Below are 19,139 nucleotides of genomic sequence, written 5' to 3'. Positions count from 1 at the left end.
CACGACCTCCCCTCAGTGATTATTTATTAGCAGCAATTTCTCTTTCACGAATCACAGTTTTCATGCGCGCGATAGCTTTGCGCACTTCACGAATGCGAGCAGTATTTTCAAGTTGTCCTGTCGCTAATTGAAAGCGAAGATTGAAAAGTTCTTCTTTAAGAGACTTTACTTTTTGTTCAATTTCAGCAGTGGTAAGGTCACGAATTTCATTAGCTTTCATTTGATTCACCACCAATTTCTTCACGTTTTACGAACTTCGTTTTAATTGGCAATTTGTGAGATGCAAGGCGAAGCGCTTCACGAGCAACCTCTTCAGACACACCAGAAATTTCAAATAAAACTTTGCCCGGTTTTACAACAGCTACCCAACCTTCTGGAGCCCCTTTACCGGATCCCATACGTACCTCAAGTGGTTTAGCAGTGTAAGGTTTAGAAGGGAAAATTTTGATCCAAACTTTACCGCCACGTTTCATGTAACGAGTCATCGCAATACGTGCAGCTTCGATTTGACGGTTAGTAATCCAAGAAGCTTCTAGAGCTTGGATACCGAATTCTCCGAAATGTACTTCAGTACCGCCTTTCGCACGGCCACGCATTTTTCCGCGATGCTCTCTGCGATATTTAACGCGTTTTGGTAATAACATATTATTTTCCTCCTTCCTCAGTTTTCTTCTTAGTAGGAAGAACCTCTCCACGATAGATCCAGACTTTTACACCAAGCTTACCGTAAGTAGTATCAGCTTCAGATGTTGCATAGTCAATGTCCGCACGTAATGTGTGCAATGGAACAGTTCCTTCACTGTAGTATTCAGAACGAGCGATATCTGCACCGCCAAGACGACCAGAAACCATTGTTTTCACACCTTGTGCTCCAGCACGCATAGTACGTTGGATTTGTTGTTTCTGCGCACGGCGGAAAGAAACACGGTTTTCTAATTGACGAGCGATGTTGTCAGCAACTAGCTGTGCATCAAGATCTGCTCTTTTGATTTCAAGAATGTTAATGTGTACACGCTTGCCAGTAAGGCTGTTAAGGGCTTTGCGAAGTGCTTCGACTTCAGAACCGCCTTTACCGATAACCATACCAGGCTTAGCTGTGTGGATCGTAATGTTAACGCGGTTTGCTGCACGCTCGATTTCTACTTTAGAAACAGAAGCGTCAGAAAGGCGTTTGCTAATGTATTCACGAATTTTTAAATCTTCGTGCAGGAAGTCAGCGTAATCTTTACCAGCGTACCACTTAGATTCCCAATCACGAATGACTCCGATACGAAGACCGACTGGATTTACCTTTTGACCCACTACTTATCCCTCCTTCTTTTCTGATACAACGATTGTAATGTGGCTCGTACGTTTGTTGATTTGGCTCGCACGTCCCATAGCACGTGGGCGGAATCTTTTTAACGTAGGGCCTTCGTCAACGAATGCTTGAGAAATAACCAGGTTGTTAGCGTCCATTTCATAGTTATGCTCAGCATTTGCAATAGCGGATTTTAATACTTTCTCGATAATTGGAGAAGCAGCTCTTGGTGTAAGGTTCAAGATTGATACTGCCTCACCTACTTGCTTGCCTCGAATCAGGTCCATTACTAGACGTGCTTTACGAGGAGCAATACGGACTGTTCTTGCAACAGCTTTAGCTTGCATTTAAAAGCCTCCTCTCTTAGCGTCTTGTTTTTTTGTCATCACTAGCATGACCTTTGTACGTACGAGTTGGAGCGAATTCACCCAACTTGTGCCCTACCATATCTTCAGAGATGAATACAGGCACGTGTTTACGTCCGTCATAGACTGCGATTGTGTGACCAATAAACTGTGGGAAAATAGTAGAACGACGAGACCAAGTTTTTACGACTTGTTTCTTGTCTGTTTCATTTAATTTCTCGATTTTAGTCATCAAGTGTCCATCGACAAATGGTCCTTTTTTTAAGCTGCGAGCCATTTTGGAACCTCCCTTCGTGATTGCACTACGGTCCGAAAAGAACCGTAGACAACCCCGTTATTTATTTTTACGACGACGTACGATAAATTTATCGGATTTGTTCTTTTTCTTACGAGTCTTGAATCCAAGAGTTGGTTTGCCCCATGGAGACATTGGTGATTTACGTCCGATTGGCGCACGTCCTTCACCACCACCGTGTGGGTGATCGTTAGGGTTCATTACAGAACCACGAACTGTAGGACGGATGCCTTTCCAGCGAGAACGTCCAGCTTTACCAATGTTGATAAGTTCGTGCTGTTCGTTACCTACTTGACCGATAGAAGCACGGCAAGCAGAAAGGATCATGCGAACTTCACCAGAGTTAAGACGTACAAGAACGTATTTACCTTCTTTACCAAGAACCTGAGCAGATGTACCAGCTGAACGTACAAGCTGTCCGCCTTTACCAGGTTTTAATTCAATGTTATGCACAACTGTACCAACAGGGATGTTGATAAGTGGAAGTGCATTACCTACTTTAATGTCAGCTTCAGGACCTGACATGATTTCAGTACCTACTTGAATTCCTTTAGGAGCAAGAATGTAACGTTTTTCTCCGTCTGCATAGTTGATTAGAGCGATGTTAGCTGAACGGTTTGGATCGTATTCAACTGTAGCAACGCGTCCAGGTATACCATCTTTATCGCGTTTGAAGTCGATAACACGGTATTGGCGTTTATGTCCGCCACCTTGGTGACGTACAGTCAATTTACCTTGGTTGTTACGTCCGCCTTTTTTGTGAAGGGGAGCAAGCAAGGATTTTTCCGGCTTGTCAGTCGTGATTTCAGCAAAATCTGAAGTTGTCATGCCACGACGTCCATTAGAGGTCGGTTTATACTTTTTAATCGCCATTTTGAATTTCCCTCCTTCTTTTTACAGATAATTAAGCTTCAAAAATTTCGATTTCTTTGCTGTCTGCAGTAAGTTTTACGATCGCTTTTCTGCGACGGCTAGTCATACCAGTGTAGCGTCCAACACGTTTTGATTTACCTTTGTAGTTCATGATGTTGACTTTGTCAACTTTCACTCCAAAGATGCTTTCAACCGCGTCTTTCACTTCTGTTTTGTTAGCTCTTACATCAACTTCAAAAGTATATTTCTTTTCAGTCATTAAATCAGCAGAACGTTCAGTAATGACGGGGCGCTTTAGAACATCACGAGGATCTTTCATTATGCAAGCACCTCCTCTACTTTTTCAACCGCTGCTTTTGTAATCAGAAGCTTCTCGTGGTTGACAACGTCTAAAACGTTGATTCCGTTAGCTTCAACAACAGTAACTCCAGGAATGTTACGAGCAGATAAAGCTACTGCTTCGTTTGCATCCGCAGTTACGATTAAAGCTTTTTTCTCAACAGATAATCCTTTAAGGATAGCTGCCATTTCTTTTGTTTTAGCCGTATCAAGAGTAAGATCTTCAAGAACGATGATGTTGTTGTCGTTCACTTTAGAAGACAATACTGATTTGATTGCCAAGCGGCGAACTTTTTTAGGTAATTTATAAGAATAGCTGCGTGGTGTTGGGCCGAATACGACACCACCTCCGCGCCATTGCGGTGAACGGATTGAACCTTGACGGGCACGTCCAGTACCTTTTTGACGCCATGGTTTACGACCTCCGCCGCGTACTTCAGAACGATTTTTTACTTTGTGAGTTCCTTGACGTAAGGAAGCTCTTTGCATAAGAATAGCGTCGAATACAACACTCTCATTTGGTTCGATACCAAATACAGAAGCGTTTAATTCGATGTCACCAGCAGTAGAACCGTTTTGGTTGTATAATGCTACTTTTGGCATAATCAATTTCCTCCTTTCCTAAGAGAATTATTTAGATTTAACAGCACTTTTAACAGTGATTAAAGATTTCTTCGCACCAGGTACGTTACCTTTGATCAAAAGAAGATTGCGTTCTGCATCAACTTTTACGATTTCAAGGTTTTGAACAGTGATTTGCTCTCCGCCCATACGTCCAGGTAATAATTTACCTTTGAATACACGGTTAGGATCTACAGGTCCCATTGAACCAGGACGACGGTGGTAGCGTGAACCGTGAGACATAGGTCCGCGAGATTGTCCGTGGCGCTTGATCGCACCTTGGAAACCTTTACCTTTAGATACTCCTGTTACATCTACGATTTCTCCAGCAGAGAAAATTTCAACCTTGACTTCCTGACCAACTTCATACGCATCCATTTCCACTCCGCGTAATTCTTTAACGAAGCGCTTAGGAGCAGTTTCCGCTTTTGCAACGTGCCCTTTTTCAGGTTTGTTAGAAAGCTTTTCACGCTTGTCGTCAAAACCAAGCTGGATTGCTTCATAACCGTCGTTTTCAGCTGTTTTCTTTTGAAGAACAACGTTTGGAGCAGCCTCGATAACAGTTACCGGAATAAGATCACCATTCTCAGCGAATACTTGCGTCATACCAATTTTTCTTCCTAAGATTCCTTTGGTCATTCGTCACACCTCCTATTAAGATCATTCTATATTTTAGAATTAAAGTTTAATTTCGATATCGACACCAGATGGTAAGTCTAATCGCATAAGAGCATCAACAGTTTGTGGTGTTGGGTTCACAATGTCGATTAAACGTTTATGTGTACGCATTTCAAATTGCTCACGAGAATCTTTGTATTTGTGCACCGCACGAAGGATTGTGTAAACTGATTTTTCAGTTGGCAACGGAATCGGACCAGATACGCTGGCACCAGAACGTTTTGCCGTTTCAACAATCTTCTCTGCAGATTGATCAAGGATTCTATGATCATATGCTTTCAAACGAATACGAATTTTTTGTTTTGCCATTATTTTCCCTCCTTTTCGCCTACATCACGTTAGACAGTTCTCCGTGAGAAAAACCTGAACACCTTGCCATGGCAAAGCGGCCGGGTGTGTCAGCAACCTCTCACTTCATCGCAGTCAAAGACCAACATACACCATTATACAGAAAATAGGCGCATGTTGCAAGACTTATTTAAAATATGCATGGTTTGCACACTTTTTTTATTATACAGGGGTTTTTCTTATTTATCAAGGATCTATCATAAATGGTGTCGTGCATGCCGACTTAATGTGTTCGCGAATAATGACGGTTCCTCAATATGCGGGGTGTGAGCTGAGTTCTCAAATTGAAACCAGCGCTTTTCGGGTGCCTCAAGTTTATGATAATACTGTTTCGATATTTCAGCAGGAACAATTAAGTCATGTTTCCCTGAAATGAAAACACACGGTACTTTAATAGAAGGAACTGATGTAAAAGCATTAAACCGGTACAACTCATCAGTTAAATGTTTTTTACTGAAGCGCAATCCATTAAAGAAGCTGTGCATATTCCGCACTCCATACTCATTGCCAGTAAGCATTTGAAATATAACAGCTAGAGATTGACGATGACGACGAGTGAATCCTCCCCTGCTAAGCTCGACACAAAACCGATAGATAAGGTGCTGGATATCCTGCTTCCAAGGCGGAGCACCAATGAAACGTGTGAGGAAAGATAATAAGCTTGCTTTTTTTGATTCAGAAATTTCACGAATATGTTGATAAGCAGTTGATTCTTCATCGTGAGGGTTAACAACCTGGCTGATTCCATAATACGCGTAAAATAAATCAGGACACTGCTGCAGAACATGAAGCGCCAGTATTGACCCCCAAGAATGACCGGCTAGGTAAAGTTTTGATTTTGAAAAATGAGCTAAAAGCCATTGAGTGACTTGGATTGTATCTTTAATGAAGTGATTTATTGTCATAGAGTGATGCGAAATTCGCTTAGAATAAGAAAGCCCCGATCCTCTCTGATCCCAATGAACTACTGTAAAATACTGTTCCAGCTCTTTTTGATAATGTCTAACATATCCGATTTGCGGCGTTCCCGGCCCGCCATGTAAAAAAAGCAGCAATGGATTTTTCATGTCAACTCCATTAATCATCAGCATTTGCTTTGTATTTCCAATGCTTAGTTCTTTCATGATTGCGATTGATTTCTTTTCAGGAATCATAAATATTAACCCCTCGAATATGATAGATCCTATTATACAAGAAAAAGATAAGCAAACAAAAAACGAGACCCGTAGGGGTCTCGTTTAAAATCATACTATTACTCAGTGATTGTAGAAACAACGCCTGAACCAACAGTACGTCCGCCTTCACGAATAGAGAAACGAGTTCCTTCTTCGATAGCGATTGTAGAAATAAGTTCAACGTTCATTTCAGTGTTATCTCCAGGCATAACCATTTCTACGCCTTCTGGAAGATGGATGATACCAGTTACGTCAGTTGTACGGAAGTAGAACTGAGGACGGTAGTTAGAGAAGAATGGAGTATGACGTCCACCCTCTTCTTTAGAAAGAACGTAAACTTCAGCTTTGAATTTGCTGTGTGGAGTGATTGTACCTGGTTTAGCAAGTACTTGACCACGTTGGATTTCTTCACGAGATACACCGCGAAGAAGGGCACCAATGTTGTCACCAGCTTCAGCATAATCAAGAAGCTTACGGAACATTTCAACACCTGTAACAGTTGTTTTCTTGTTCTCTTCTTGAAGACCGATGATTTCAACTTCGTCACCGACTTTAACTTGTCCGCGTTCTACACGGCCAGTAGCAACTGTACCACGACCAGTGATTGAGAATACGTCCTCAACTGGCATCATGAATGGTTTTTCAGTGTCGCGTTCTGGAGTTGGGATGTACTCATCAACCGCATCCATAAGTTCGAAGATTTTAGCTTCCCACTCAGCGTCTCCTTCAAGAGCTTTAAGAGCAGAACCTTTAACAACTGGTACATCATCACCAGGGAAGTCGTATTCGCTAAGAAGATCGCGAACTTCCATTTCAACTAGTTCAAGAAGCTCTTCGTCGTCTACCATGTCGCATTTGTTTAAGAATACAACGATGTATGGTACACCAACGTTTTTAGAAAGAAGGATGTGCTCACGAGTTTGTGGCATTGGGCCATCAGCAGCAGATACTACAAGGATAGCTCCGTCCATTTGCGCAGCACCAGTGATCATGTTTTTAACATAGTCAGCGTGTCCTGGGCAGTCAACGTGTGCATAGTGACGAGTTTCAGTTTCGTACTCAACGTGTGCAGTAGAGATTGTGATACCGCGCTCACGTTCTTCTGGAGCACCATCAATTTGATCGTACGCCATAGCTGTACCTTTACCAGATTTCTTATGAAGTACTGTTGTGATAGCAGCAGTTAAAGTTGTTTTACCATGGTCAACGTGTCCAATTGTACCAATATTGGCATGTGATTTGGAACGGTCGAATTTTTCTTTAGCCATTCTAAAATCCTCCTTAAGAGCTTTTAATTAGTAATGTATAGAGTGATAGGAAGTGAAAGAAAGCTTTCACTTCCTCATCTTACAATAGTAGTTATACTTGAGTTAAGCGGCAAAATCAATTATTCGCCTTTATTTTTTTTGATAATTTCTTCTGCGACGCTCTTCGGCACTTCTTCGTAGTGATCCATGTGCATAGTGAACGTACCGCGACCTTGCGTATTAGAACGAAGTGCAGTAGCGTAACCGAACATTTCAGCAAGAGGAACCATAGCGCGAACAACTTGAGCGTTACCGCGTGCTTCCATACCTTCTACGCGTCCGCGACGTGAAGTGATATCACCCATGATATCTCCCATGTATTCTTCTGGAATAACCACTTCCACTTTCATGATTGGTTCAAGAAGAACTGGGTTACATTTGCTGACTGCATTTTTCAATGCCATAGAAGCAGCAACTTTAAATGCCATTTCGTTTGAGTCAACATCATGGTAAGAACCGTCGAAAAGTTTAGCTTTAATGTCGATAAGCGGGAAGCCTGCTAGTACACCATTTTCAAGTGCATCTTCCAGACCTGCTTGAACAGCTGGGATGTATTCACGAGGAACAACCCCACCGACAATCGCATTTTCAAATTCAAAGCCAGCGCCTTCTTCGTTTGGTTCGAATTCGATCCAAACGTGTCCGAACTGACCGCGTCCACCAGACTGACGTACGAATTTACCTTCAACTTTTGCACCGGTACGGAATGTTTCACGGTACGCAACTTGAGGAGCACCAACGTTGGCTTCTACTTTAAATTCGCGTTTCATACGGTCAACAATGATATCAAGGTGAAGTTCACCCATACCAGAGATGATCGTTTGGCCAGTTTCTGGGTTTGTTTGAGTACGGAATGTAGGATCTTCTTCAGCAAGTTTCGCTAAAGCGATACCCATTTTATCTTGGTCAGCTTTTGATTTAGGCTCAATAGCAACGTCGATAACTGGTTCTGGGAATTCCATTGACTCAAGGATAACAAGATCCTTCTCATCACATAGAGTATCTCCAGTAGTTGTATCTTTTAGACCTACAGCAGCTGCGATATCCCCTGCGTATACAGTAGAGATTTCTTCACGGCTGTTAGCGTGCATTTGAAGAATACGGCCAACACGCTCACGTTTGCCTTTAGTAGAGTTTTTCACGTATGAACCAGAATCAAGTGTTCCAGAGTACACACGGAAGAACGTCAACTTACCAACGTAAGGGTCAGTCATAACTTTAAATGCTAATGCAGAGAATGGCTCTTCGTCAGAAGAATGACGCTCAATCTCTTCATTTGTATCAGGACGTGTACCTTTGATTGCAGCAACGTCAGTTGGTGCAGGAAGGTAGTCAAGAACAGCATCAAGTACTAGTTGAACACCTTTGTTTTTGAAGGCAGAACCAACAAGAACAGGATAGAATTCAACATTTAATGTACCTTTACGAATTCCTGCTTTTAACTCATCAATTGTGATTTCTTCACCCTCAAGGTACTTATCCATAAGCTCTTCATCAAGCTCACATACAGCTTCAATAAGGCTGTTGCGAAGCTCTTCAGCTTGCTCTTTGTACTCTTCAGGGATTTCTTTTGCATCAGAACGAGTTCCGAGGTCATCTTCGTAGAAATACGCAACGTTTTCTACAAGGTCAATGATACCTTCGAAGTTATCTTCAGCACCGATCGGCAATTGAATTGCATGAGCGTTTGCTTGAAGACGGTCTCTTAAAGTTCCTACAGAGTAAAGGAAGTCTGCACCGATTTTGTCCATTTTGTTAACAAAAACGATACGCGGTACTCCATAAGTTGTTGCCTGACGCCAAACAGTTTCTGTTTGAGGCTCAACGCCTGATTGCGCGTCAAGTACAGCAACAGCACCATCAAGTACACGAAGAGAACGTTCAACTTCAACTGTGAAGTCTACGTGTCCTGGAGTATCGATGATGTTTACGCGGTATCCTTTCCACTGTGCAGTTGTCGCAGCGGAAGTGATTGTGATACCACGTTCTTGTTCCTGCTCCATCCAGTCCATTTGTGAAGCTCCTTCATGAGTTTCACCAATTTTGTGGATACGACCAGTATAGAACAAGATACGTTCTGTAGTTGTCGTTTTACCGGCATCGATGTGAGCCATGATACCGATATTACGAGTTTTTTCTAAGGAGAACTCTCTTGCCATTGGGTAATTTCTCCTTCCTTATTAGGAAATTGTGTTTTGTTAATCTATAAATCCTACCAGCGATAGTGAGCAAATGCTTTGTTTGCTTCAGCCATCTTATGAGTGTCTTCACGTTTCTTAACAGCAGCACCAGTGTTGTTAGCTGCGTCAAGGATTTCGTTAGCTAAACGCTCTTCCATCGTTTTTTCTCCGCGAAGACGAGCGTAGTTAACTAACCAGCGAAGTCCAAGAGTCGTACGACGTTCAGGACGAACTTCTACAGGAACTTGGTAGTTCGCACCACCTACACGGCGTGCTTTTACTTCAAGTACAGGCATGATGTTTTTCAATGCTTGTTCGAAAACCTCCATTGCATCATTGCCAGTACGTTCTTTAATGATATCGAATGACTTGTATAGGATTGTTTGAGACTTACCTTTTTTACCATCGATCATCATTTTGTTGATTAGACGAGATACAAGCTTAGAGTTGTAAATCGGATCAGGTAAAACATCTCTTTTTGCTACAGGACCTTTACGTGGCATCTGAATATCCTCCCTTCATCAATTATGCGTATTTTCGTATATTATTTTGCTTTAGGTTTTTTCGTACCGTATTTAGAACGGCCTTGTGCACGGTTTTCAACTCCAGCAGTATCAAGCGCACCACGAACGATGTGGTAACGTACCCCTGGTAAGTCTTTTACACGTCCGCCGCGGATAAGTACAACACTGTGCTCTTGTAGGTTGTGACCGATACCAGGAATGTAAGCAGTAACCTCGATTCCGTTAGTCAAACGAACACGAGCATATTTACGAAGTGCTGAGTTCGGTTTTTTCGGTGTCATTGTACCAACACGAGTACATACCCCGCGTTTTTGTGGAGAAGATACGTTAGTGTGCTCTTTTTTAAAGCTGTTGTATCCTTTGTTAAGTGCAGGAGACTTTGAGTTTTCTACTTTACTCACGCGTCCTTTGCGAATTAGCTGATTAATTGTAGGCATGAATTTTTCCTCCCTTCATTACGTTTTATAACCCACATACCCAGGTGGTTCATCAAAAGGCAAAAAACAATGTCTTTACACAAGATGGAATCTTACGCAAAAACAAAAGTACGTTATAAAATAATGGCAACAGCGGCTGCTCCTACCTCAATTCCGCAGGCTTTGCCGAGCTTTTTCATGGATTCAACCATTGAGACAGAGATACCTTGATCTTCAGCAAGTGAAACAACACTTGACGTGAGTATCGGATCTGCGTCTTTTGCAACGACTACTTCCTTTACTGAACCTCGCTTTAGAGCTTTCACTGTTTGCTTCGTACCAATAATAATTGATTTGGCCTGTGATACTTTATCATAAGACATAAACATATCCTCCAAAGTAACAGGTTTATTTCGAGCACCTTGGTTATATTATCATTCTAGGAGACGAATGTCAACAAGGTATGACATTTTTTAGATTCGTTCTTCTCATAGAGTGACTTTTTCATAAATATATCTGCTGAAAGACTGTTTTTGCAGTCTTTCAGCAGCATTAAATCAGTTATTCAACCGGGACCATATCGTCAGTCGGCTGAACATTTGATACTGGTTTTACTTTACGGTATTTCATCATTCCTGTACCAGCTGGAACAAGCTTACCGATGATAACATTCTCTTTCAAGCCGAGAAGCTCGTCACGCTTACCTTTGATCGCTGCATCTGTAAGGACACGTGTTGTTTCCTGGAAGGAAGCAGCAGATAAGAATGAATCAGTTTCAAGAGATGCTTTTGTAATACCGAGTAAGACAGGACGGCCTGTGGCAGGTCGATTGCCTTCAAGTAATACCTTTTTGTTCGCTTCAGTAAATTGGTGAATATCAAGCAATGTACCTGGAAGCACATCAGTGTCACCGGCATCAATTACGCGTACTTTGCGAAGCATCTGGCGAACCATTACTTCTACGTGTTTATCACCGATTTCAACACCCTGCATACGGTAAACCTTTTGAACCTCATGGAGAAGATACTCTTGAACAGTTGTCAGGTCAGTCACTTTAAGAAGTTCTTTCGGATCGATTGAACCTTCTGTCAGTACTTGGCCTCGAGTAATTTTATCTCCTTCCGCTACTTTCAGGCGGGAGTTGTAAGGTGCCGTATAAGAACGTGTTTCCACTGCGCCTTGAACCACAATTTCCTGTTGCTTGTCACGAACTTCATTGATCTCAACGACTGTACCGTCGATTTCTGTAATTGTTGCCTGACCTTTCGGATTACGCGCTTCGAAAAGCTCTTGGATACGCGGAAGACCCTGTGTGATGTCGTCTCCAGCAACCCCGCCTGTATGGAATGTACGCATTGTTAACTGTGTACCAGGCTCACCGATTGATTGGGCAGCAATGATTCCGACAGCTTCACCGACTTCAACATCGGAGCCAGTTGCAAGATTTCGGCCATAGCATCGTTTACATACACCATGAGGCGTATTACATGTGAAGGCAGAACGGATCCACACTTCTTCAATGCCGGCTTCGACAATCTCCAGTGCTTTATCTTCATCGATCAGTTCGTTTTCATTCACAAGCACTTCACCTGTTTCAGGGTGCTTCACTTGTTTTCTTGCAAAACGTCCGATTAAGCGTTCTTCTAAGCGCTCAATTGTTTCAGTTCCTTCTTTAAGAGGCTTAGCAAGAATGCCTCGGTCAGTTCCGCAATCAGTTTCACGGATGATAACATCCTGCGCAACGTCAACGAGACGGCGTGTAAGGTAACCTGAGTCAGCAGTTTTAAGAGCGGTATCGGCAAGACCTTTACGCGCACCGTGTGTGGAGATAAAGTACTCCAATACTGTCAGACCTTCACGGAAACTTGATTTGATCGGCAACTCAATGATACGTCCAGCCGGGTTGGCCATCAGGCCGCGCATTCCGGCAAGCTGCGTAAAGTTAGATGCGTTACCACGGGCACCAGAGTCACTCATCATGTAGATCGGGTTGAGTTCATCAAGTGATTTCATCAGTTTGCCTTGGATAACGTCTTTTGCAGCACTCCAGATAGAGATGACTCTCTCATAGCGTTCTTCTTCAGTGATAAGACCGCGGCGGAACTGCTTCATAACGTTGTCAACTTTGCTTTGCGCTTCCTCAAGAATTTCTTGTTTATCATCGAGTACGACGATGTCAGAAACCCCAACTGTAATACCAGCTTTAGTTGAATATTTGAAGCCTAGGTTTTTCATGCGGTCAAGCATTTTAGACGTTTCAGTAATATGGAATCGTTTAAAGATTTCCGCGATGATTTTACCCAGAATGCCTTTTTTAAACGGCGCATTGATTGGCTGCTGTGCGATAACAGCTTTAACGTCAGCACCTTTTTCTAAGAAGAAACGGTCAGGTGTTTTCTCTTCAATGTTGCTCTTCGTTGGTTCATTCATGTAAGGGAATGATTCCGGAAGAATTTCATTGAAGACAAGCTTACCGACAGTTGTAATTAACAATTTTGAGCGCTGTTCTTCGGTAAATGTCACATTCTTAAGTGAGTTAGCTGCAACAGCTACTCTCGTATGAAGGTGAACATATCCGTTTTGATAAGCAAGAAGCGCTTCGTCTGTATTCTTGAAGACCATACCTTCACCGACAGCACCGGCACGCTCAAGTGTCAGGTAATAGTTACCTAGTACCATATCCTGAGACGGTGTTACAACCGGTTTACCATCTTTAGGGTTCAAGATGTTTTGAGCAGCAAGCATCAAGATGCGTGCTTCAGCTTGTGCTTCAGCAGATAATGGTACGTGAACCGCCATTTGGTCACCGTCAAAGTCAGCGTTGTAAGCTGTACATACGAGCGGGTGAAGACGGATTGCGCGTCCTTCAACAAGCGTTGGTTCAAACGCCTGGATACCTAATCTGTGAAGTGTAGGGGCACGGTTCAGCAGTACCGGATGCTCCTTAATAACTGATTCTAGTACATCCCAAACTTCAGGCTGTACGCGCTCAATTTTGCGTTTCGCACTCTTAATGTTGTGAGCAAGACCTTTTTCAACAAGTTCTTTCATAACGAAAGGTTTGAAAAGTTCAAGCGCCATTTCCTTCGGTAATCCGCATTGGTACATTTTCAAATGAGGACCAACAACGATTACAGAACGTCCGGAGTAATCGACACGTTTACCAAGAAGGTTTTGACGGAAACGGCCTTGCTTCCCTTTCAGCATGTGAGAAAGAGATTTTAACGGTCTGTTACCAGGGCCTGTTACAGGGCGTCCACGGCGGCCGTTGTCAATTAAGGCATCGACAGCCTCTTGAAGCATACGCTTTTCGTTTTGAACGATGATGCTAGGCGCACCAAGGTCCAAAAGGCGTTTCAAACGATTGTTACGGTTGATGACACGACGATAAAGGTCATTCAAATCAGAAGTCGCAAAACGTCCGCCATCTAGCTGAACCATCGGTCTAAGCTCCGGAGGAATAACAGGAAGCACATCAAGGATCATCCAAGAAGGCTTGTTTCCTGAGTTACGGAAGGCTTCTAAAACTTCAAGACGTTTGATCGCACGAGTACGTCGTTGTCCTTGTGAAGTTTTCAGCTCTTCTTTTAACATATCAACTTCTTTGACAAGATCGATATCTTGAAGAAGTTTATGAATTGCTTCAGCACCCATAGATGCTTGGAATTTATTACCGTATTTATCAAGATAAGCACGGTATTCTTTCTCAGACAGAAGCTGTTTCTTTTCAAGCGGTGTATTCGCCGGATCAGTTACAACGTAAGAAGCAAAGTAAATGACTTCTTCTAAAGCACGAGGTGACATATCCAGCACAAGACCCATACGGCTTGGAATACCTTTGAAATACCAAATGTGGGAAACTGGGGCAGCCAGTTCAATGTGCCCCATTCTCTCACGACGGACTTTAGCCCGTGTTACTTCGACTCCGCAGCGGTCACAAACTACGCCTTTATAACGAACTCGCTTGTACTTCCCGCAATGACATTCCCAGTCCTTAGTCGGTCCGAAAATGCGTTCGCAAAATAGACCGTCCTTTTCAGGTTTTAACGTACGATAGTTTATCGTTTCAGGCTTTTTCACTTCACCAAAAGACCATGAACGGATTTTATCTGGTGAAGCAAGACCGATGTTCATATACTCAAAATTGTTCACATCTAGCAAGGGGCCTACCTCCCTTTTTTCTTCGGATTAACCGATGTCACTTGCCTTTATAACTAGAGATTATTCTTTTGTTACTACATCGCGTTCAACGTCTGCAGATGCTGTTTCTTCCGGCTCTTCATCACCTGATAATGCCAGGCCGTCAGCTTGTTTCGCATCTTCTTCGTCTTCTAAATCTCTCATTTCTATTTCTTCTTCATCACCAGAAAGGATTTTGACATCCATACCTAAGCTTTGAAGTTCTTTGATTAATACTTTGAATGATTCCGGAACACCTGGTTCAGGAACATTGTCGCCTTTAACGATGGCTTCGTATGTTTTCACACGTCCAACCACGTCATCAGACTTAACAGTCAGAATTTCTTGAAGAGTGTAAGCCGCACCGTAAGCTTCAAGTGCCCAAACCTCCATCTCACCAAAACGCTGTCCGCCAAATTGCGCTTTACCGCCAAGAGGCTGCTGCGTAACAAGTGAGTAAGGGCCTGTAGAGCGTGCATGAAGTTTATCGTCAACCATGTGAGCTAGTTTGATCATGTACATGATACCTACAGATACACGGTTATCAAACGGCTCTCCAGTACGTCCGTCGTAAAGCACTGTTTTGGCGTCACGAGACATGCCGGCTTCTTCAAGTGTTTCCCAGACATCCTCTTCTCGCGCTCCGTCAAATACAGGAGATGCAATGTGAATGCCAAGGTAACGAGCGGCCATACCCATGTGAAGTTCCAATACCTGCCCGATGTTCATACGTGATGGTACGCCCAGCGGGTTAAGCATGATATCAATTGGTGTGCCGTCAGGAAGGTAAGGCATATCCTCTTCAGGAAGAATCTTAGAGATAACACCTTTGTTACCGTGACGACCGGCCATTTTATCCCCTTCAGAAATCTTACGTTTCTGAACGATATAAACGCGTACTAACTGGTTAACACCTGGAGGAAGTTCGTCTCCGTCTTCACGGTTGAAGACTTTAACGTCATGGATAATTCCGCCGCCGCCATGAGGCACACGAAGAGAAGTATCACGAACCTCGCGGGCTTTCTCGCCAAAAATGGCGTGAAGAAGGCGTTCTTCTGCAGTCAGTTCAGTTACGCCTTTAGGCGTTACTTTACCAACAAGAAGATCTCCGTCTTTTACTTCTGCCCCAATACGGATGATTCCACGGTCATCAAGATTGCGAAGCGCATCTTCACCGACGTTTGGAATATCGCGAGTGATTTCTTCAGGTCCAAGTTTCGTATCACGTGCTTCTGATTCGTATTCTTCAATGTGGATAGATGTATAAACATCATCCTTCACTAGGCGTTCACTCATGATGATGGCATCCTCATAGTTGTAGCCATCCCATGTCATGAAGCCGACCATTACGTTACGGCCAAGTGCAAGTTCACCAAGCTCCATAGAAGGACCGTCAGCAAGGATTTCTCCTTTTGCCACTTCATCGCCGACACTTACGATCGGACGCTGGTTGTAGCACGTACCTTGGTTAGAGCGGACAAATTTCAGCAGGCTGTATTTATCCAGGTTTCCTTTTACTTTTTGACCGTCTACTTCTTCATAACGGCGAACCCAAACGTTTTTCGCTTCTACGCGTTCAACGATACCAGGGTGTTTACAAATAACAGCGGCACCAGAGTCTTTTCCTGATACGTATTCCATACCAGTTCCAACAAATGGAGCTTCCGGCTGCATCAAAGGCACAGCCTGACGCTGCATGTTCGCTCCCATGAGGGCACGGTTGGAGTCATCGTTTTCTAAGAACGGGATACATGCTGTCGCAGCAGATACAACCTGCTTAGGCGATACATCCATGTAGTCTACACGGTTTCTGGAAACAACAGTGTTCTCCCCGCGGAAACGAGCTACGATGCTGTCATCAATAAAGGCGCCTTCGTCATCAAGACGAGCATTCGCTTGAGCGACAACATAGTTATCCTCTTCATCAGCAGTTAAGTAATCGATTCTGCCCGTTACCTTCCCGGTTTCAGGGTCAACGCGGCGATATGGCGTTTCAATAAAGCCAAAACGGTTTACTTTTGCATAAGATGATAGTGAGTTGATCAAACCGATGTTCGGGCCCTCAGGCGTTTCAATCGGACACATACGGCCATAGTGGGAGTAGTGAACGTCACGCACTTCCATTCCGGCACGCTCACGTGTCAATCCGCCCGGTCCTAATGCTGACAGACGACGCTTGTGCGTTAATTCAGCAAGCGGGTTCGTCTGATCCATGAATTGAGAAAGCTGTGAGCTTCCAAAGAACTCTTTAATGGACGCAATAACAGGACGAATATTGATCAGCTGCTGAGGCGTAATTGTATTCGTATCTTGAATTGACATTCTCTCACGAACCACACGCTCCATACGGCTTAAACCGATACGGAATTGGTTCTGAAGAAGCTCGCCTACAGAACGTAAACGGCGGTTTCCAAGATGATCGATATCATCTGTGTCGCCTACTCCGTGCAGCAAGTTGAAGAAGTAACTGATTGAAGAAATAATATCAGCAGGCGTGATGTTTTTAATCTCTTCTTCGATGTAAGCATTGCCGATTACATTAATAACCTGTTCTCCTTCTTGATCAGTCGGAGCAAAGATTTTAATTGATTGAAGAGTCACTTCATCTTCAACAACGCCGCCATTCGGATACAGCTTTCTAAAACCGATTCCGTTTTCTAAGTATGGCAGTACTTTATCAAGTGTTCTTCTATCAAGAATCTGGCCTTTTTCAGCAAGGATTTCTCCTGTTTCAGGATCAACAAGCGTTTCAGCAAGTCTCTGATTGAAGAGGCGATTCTTAATATGAAGTTTTTTATTAATTTTATAGCGTCCTACATTGGCAAGATCGTATCGTTTCGGATCAAAGAAACGAGAATCAAGCAAGCTTTTCGCATTTTCTACTGTAGGCGGCTCTCCAGGACGGAGACGCTCGTAAATTTCCAGCAACGCTTTGTCGCTGTTTTCTGTGTTATCTTTATCAAGCGTATTTCGCAGGTATTCGTTTTCTCCTATGAGATCAAGAATCTCTTGATCGGAGCCGAAGCCGAGAGCACGCAAAAGAACCGTAACCGGCAACTTACGTGTGCGATCAATGCGGACATAAACAACATCTTTCGCATCAGTTTCGTATTCTAACCATGCGCCACGGTTTGGAATGACAGTTGCGGTAAAACCTTTTTTACCGTTTTTGTCTACTTTACCACTGAAATATACACTTGGAGACCGAACAAGCTGGGAAACGATAACACGTTCCGCACCGTTAATGATAAAAGTACCTGTATCTGTCATAATAGGGAAATCACCCATGAAGACATCTTGGTCTTTTACCTCTCCAGTTTCTTTGTTAATTAAACGAACCTTCACTCTTAGCGGAGCTGAGTAAGTCACATCACGTTCTTTTGATTCCTCTACAGGATATTTAGGCTCACCTAAACTATAATCAATGAACTCAAGAGAGAGGTTACCAGTGAAATCCTCAATTGGTGATATGTCTTGAAACATCTCTCTAAGACCCTCATCAAGAAACCACTGATAAGAAGAGGTTTGAATTTCAATGAGATTTGGTAATTCTAACACTTCGCTAATGCGAGCATAGCTTCTGCGCTGGCGGTGTCGTCCATACTGAACTAGTTGACCTGTCAACTGATTCACCCCTCAAATCATGCGTATTATATGTGTAATAAGCATTTCTTCCAAAGAAAGAAAATACTTTTACAAGACAAAAGAAAAAAGGGTTTCTAATTAAGAAAACCACATCCAAAAACAAATACCGATTTTATTAGCATTTCCATACTTGTATAATTTATACATAGATATTGACAATTCATCATATCAAGCAAAATATATACATTGGCATTTTACAATATTAACATAGTTAAAATACCGAGTCAAACTTTTTTTGCTTTTATGATATAATAGCCTTTCTTTTTTTGAACGACGGAAACTTCATCGAACAGTTCCTCGAGCTTTTCAATGGCAGAAGGCGCGCCTTGCTTTTTCTGTATGACGATCCACAATTCACCTGAAGCTTTTAAGTGTTCAGCGCTTTTCTCAAAGATAGCATGGACAACTTTTTTTCCGGCTCGGATTGGGGGATTTGTAAGAATAGAAGCAAATGTTTGAGCAGAATCAACGTTTGAAAACAAATCGCTTTGATAAATCTTAACGTTTGTTATTCCGTTCTGTTCCGCATTTTCATTTGATAGTTCTACGGCTCTCTCATTAACGTCAATCATGTGGATAGTCCGGTCTTTAAAGTCGCTGGCGAGCGATAAACCAATCGGGCCGTACCCGCAGCCTACATCCAAAATGCCGCCCTCAACCTCAGGCTCTTCAAAAGAATCAATCAGCAGGCGGGAGCCGAAATCAACTTCTTTTTTAGAAAAAACCCCGCTGTCGCTGGTAAACGTGAAATCTTTATTCCGAAGCCTAAAAGACCAGGTTTGCTTGTTGCTTTTTACTGAAGGTTTTTCTGAATAATAGTGCTCACTCATTATTAGAACCTCCTTTTTTCATGGCTTAAAGAATGGCAAAGAAAAAGCTCGCCTCATAAAAGCG

Annotated in this window: 19 protein-coding genes; all 19 read right to left on the bottom strand. The window is 42.9% G+C overall.

Going from position 1 to position 19,139, the window contains the following annotated elements:
* Positions 1-19: 19 nt before the first annotated feature.
* The 19 genes from rpmC to NYE20_RS00675 all read right to left on the bottom strand — a co-directional run bounded on the left by rpmC (position 20) and on the right by NYE20_RS00675 (position 19,075).
* Entirely contained in the window at positions 20-220 is a 201-nt protein-coding gene (rpmC, locus tag NYE20_RS00765; protein ID WP_003156482.1) for a 50S ribosomal protein L29, read from the bottom strand.
* A complete protein-coding gene (gene rplP, locus NYE20_RS00760) occupies positions 210-644 on the bottom strand; it encodes a 50S ribosomal protein L16 (protein ID WP_003225801.1) in 435 nt (144 codons plus the stop codon). Before rplP ends, rpmC begins: the two co-directional genes overlap by 11 nt.
* A 1-nt stretch (position 645) precedes the next feature.
* On the bottom strand, positions 646-1,302 hold the full coding sequence (gene rpsC / locus NYE20_RS00755) for a 30S ribosomal protein S3 (RefSeq protein ID WP_003242001.1): 657 nt from the start codon (positions 1,300-1,302) through the stop codon (positions 646-648).
* 3 nt (positions 1,303-1,305) lie between these two features.
* On the bottom strand, positions 1,306-1,647 hold the full coding sequence (gene rplV / locus NYE20_RS00750) for a 50S ribosomal protein L22 (protein WP_003156475.1): 342 nt from the start codon (positions 1,645-1,647) through the stop codon (positions 1,306-1,308).
* Between the two features lie 16 nt (positions 1,648-1,663).
* Positions 1,664-1,942: a 30S ribosomal protein S19 gene (rpsS, locus tag NYE20_RS00745; protein WP_003156472.1), complete on the bottom strand. Its 279-nt coding sequence runs from the start codon at positions 1,940-1,942 to the stop codon at positions 1,664-1,666.
* A 57-nt stretch (positions 1,943-1,999) separates the two neighbouring features.
* On the bottom strand, positions 2,000-2,833 hold the full coding sequence (gene rplB / locus NYE20_RS00740; RefSeq protein ID WP_003225795.1) for a 50S ribosomal protein L2: 834 nt from the start codon (positions 2,831-2,833) through the stop codon (positions 2,000-2,002).
* Positions 2,834-2,864: 31 nt separating this feature from the next.
* Positions 2,865-3,152 (bottom strand): 50S ribosomal protein L23, encoded by a 288-nt coding sequence (gene rplW / locus NYE20_RS00735; RefSeq protein WP_003156467.1) that lies wholly within the window; start codon positions 3,150-3,152, stop codon positions 2,865-2,867.
* The gene (gene rplD, locus NYE20_RS00730; protein WP_003225792.1) at positions 3,152-3,775 is read right to left on the bottom strand and encodes a 50S ribosomal protein L4; all 624 of its coding nucleotides are present in this window, start codon (positions 3,773-3,775) and stop codon (positions 3,152-3,154) included. Before rplD ends, rplW begins: the two co-directional genes overlap by 1 nt.
* A 27-nt stretch (positions 3,776-3,802) precedes the next feature.
* Positions 3,803-4,432, bottom strand: a complete 630-nt coding sequence (gene rplC / locus NYE20_RS00725) for a 50S ribosomal protein L3 (RefSeq protein ID WP_004399671.1) — start codon at positions 4,430-4,432, stop codon at positions 3,803-3,805.
* A gap of 39 nt (positions 4,433-4,471) precedes the next feature.
* Complete coding sequence (gene rpsJ / locus NYE20_RS00720) at positions 4,472-4,780, bottom strand: 30S ribosomal protein S10 (protein ID WP_003156464.1); 309 nt, start codon at positions 4,778-4,780, stop codon at positions 4,472-4,474.
* Between the two features lie 236 nt (positions 4,781-5,016).
* A complete protein-coding gene (locus NYE20_RS00715) occupies positions 5,017-5,973 on the bottom strand; it encodes an alpha/beta hydrolase (protein ID WP_103804240.1) in 957 nt (318 codons plus the stop codon).
* 98 nt (positions 5,974-6,071) lie between these two features.
* Entirely contained in the window at positions 6,072-7,262 is a 1,191-nt protein-coding gene (gene tuf, locus NYE20_RS00710) for an elongation factor Tu (protein ID WP_003235058.1), read from the bottom strand.
* Between the two features lie 119 nt (positions 7,263-7,381).
* Complete coding sequence (gene fusA, locus NYE20_RS00705) at positions 7,382-9,460, bottom strand: elongation factor G (RefSeq protein WP_003235056.1); 2,079 nt, start codon at positions 9,458-9,460, stop codon at positions 7,382-7,384.
* A gap of 53 nt (positions 9,461-9,513) precedes the next feature.
* Complete coding sequence (gene rpsG, locus NYE20_RS00700) at positions 9,514-9,984, bottom strand: 30S ribosomal protein S7 (protein ID WP_003225784.1); 471 nt, start codon at positions 9,982-9,984, stop codon at positions 9,514-9,516.
* 41 nt (positions 9,985-10,025) lie between these two features.
* On the bottom strand, positions 10,026-10,442 hold the full coding sequence (gene rpsL, locus NYE20_RS00695; RefSeq protein WP_003225781.1) for a 30S ribosomal protein S12: 417 nt from the start codon (positions 10,440-10,442) through the stop codon (positions 10,026-10,028).
* 113 nt (positions 10,443-10,555) lie between these two features.
* A complete protein-coding gene (locus tag NYE20_RS00690) occupies positions 10,556-10,804 on the bottom strand; it encodes a 50S ribosomal protein L7ae-like protein (protein ID WP_003225778.1) in 249 nt (82 codons plus the stop codon).
* A gap of 178 nt (positions 10,805-10,982) precedes the next feature.
* Complete coding sequence (gene rpoC / locus NYE20_RS00685) at positions 10,983-14,582, bottom strand: DNA-directed RNA polymerase subunit beta' (protein WP_004399688.1); 3,600 nt, start codon at positions 14,580-14,582, stop codon at positions 10,983-10,985.
* Between the two features lie 60 nt (positions 14,583-14,642).
* Positions 14,643-18,224, bottom strand: coding sequence for a DNA-directed RNA polymerase subunit beta (rpoB, locus tag NYE20_RS00680; RefSeq protein WP_161621303.1), 3,582 nt, complete (start codon positions 18,222-18,224; stop codon positions 14,643-14,645).
* A 245-nt stretch (positions 18,225-18,469) separates the two neighbouring features.
* The gene (locus NYE20_RS00675) at positions 18,470-19,075 is read right to left on the bottom strand and encodes a class I SAM-dependent methyltransferase (RefSeq protein ID WP_003235045.1); all 606 of its coding nucleotides are present in this window, start codon (positions 19,073-19,075) and stop codon (positions 18,470-18,472) included.
* Positions 19,076-19,139: the final 64 nt, after the last annotated feature.

The sequence above is a fragment of the Bacillus sp. FSL R5-0416 genome (assembly GCF_037975425.1).
Taxonomy (GTDB): Bacteria; Bacillota; Bacilli; order Bacillales; family Bacillaceae; genus Bacillus; species Bacillus subtilis.
The sequence above is the reverse complement of the archived record's forward strand: the minus strand, read 5'-3'. Positions and strand labels throughout refer to the sequence as shown.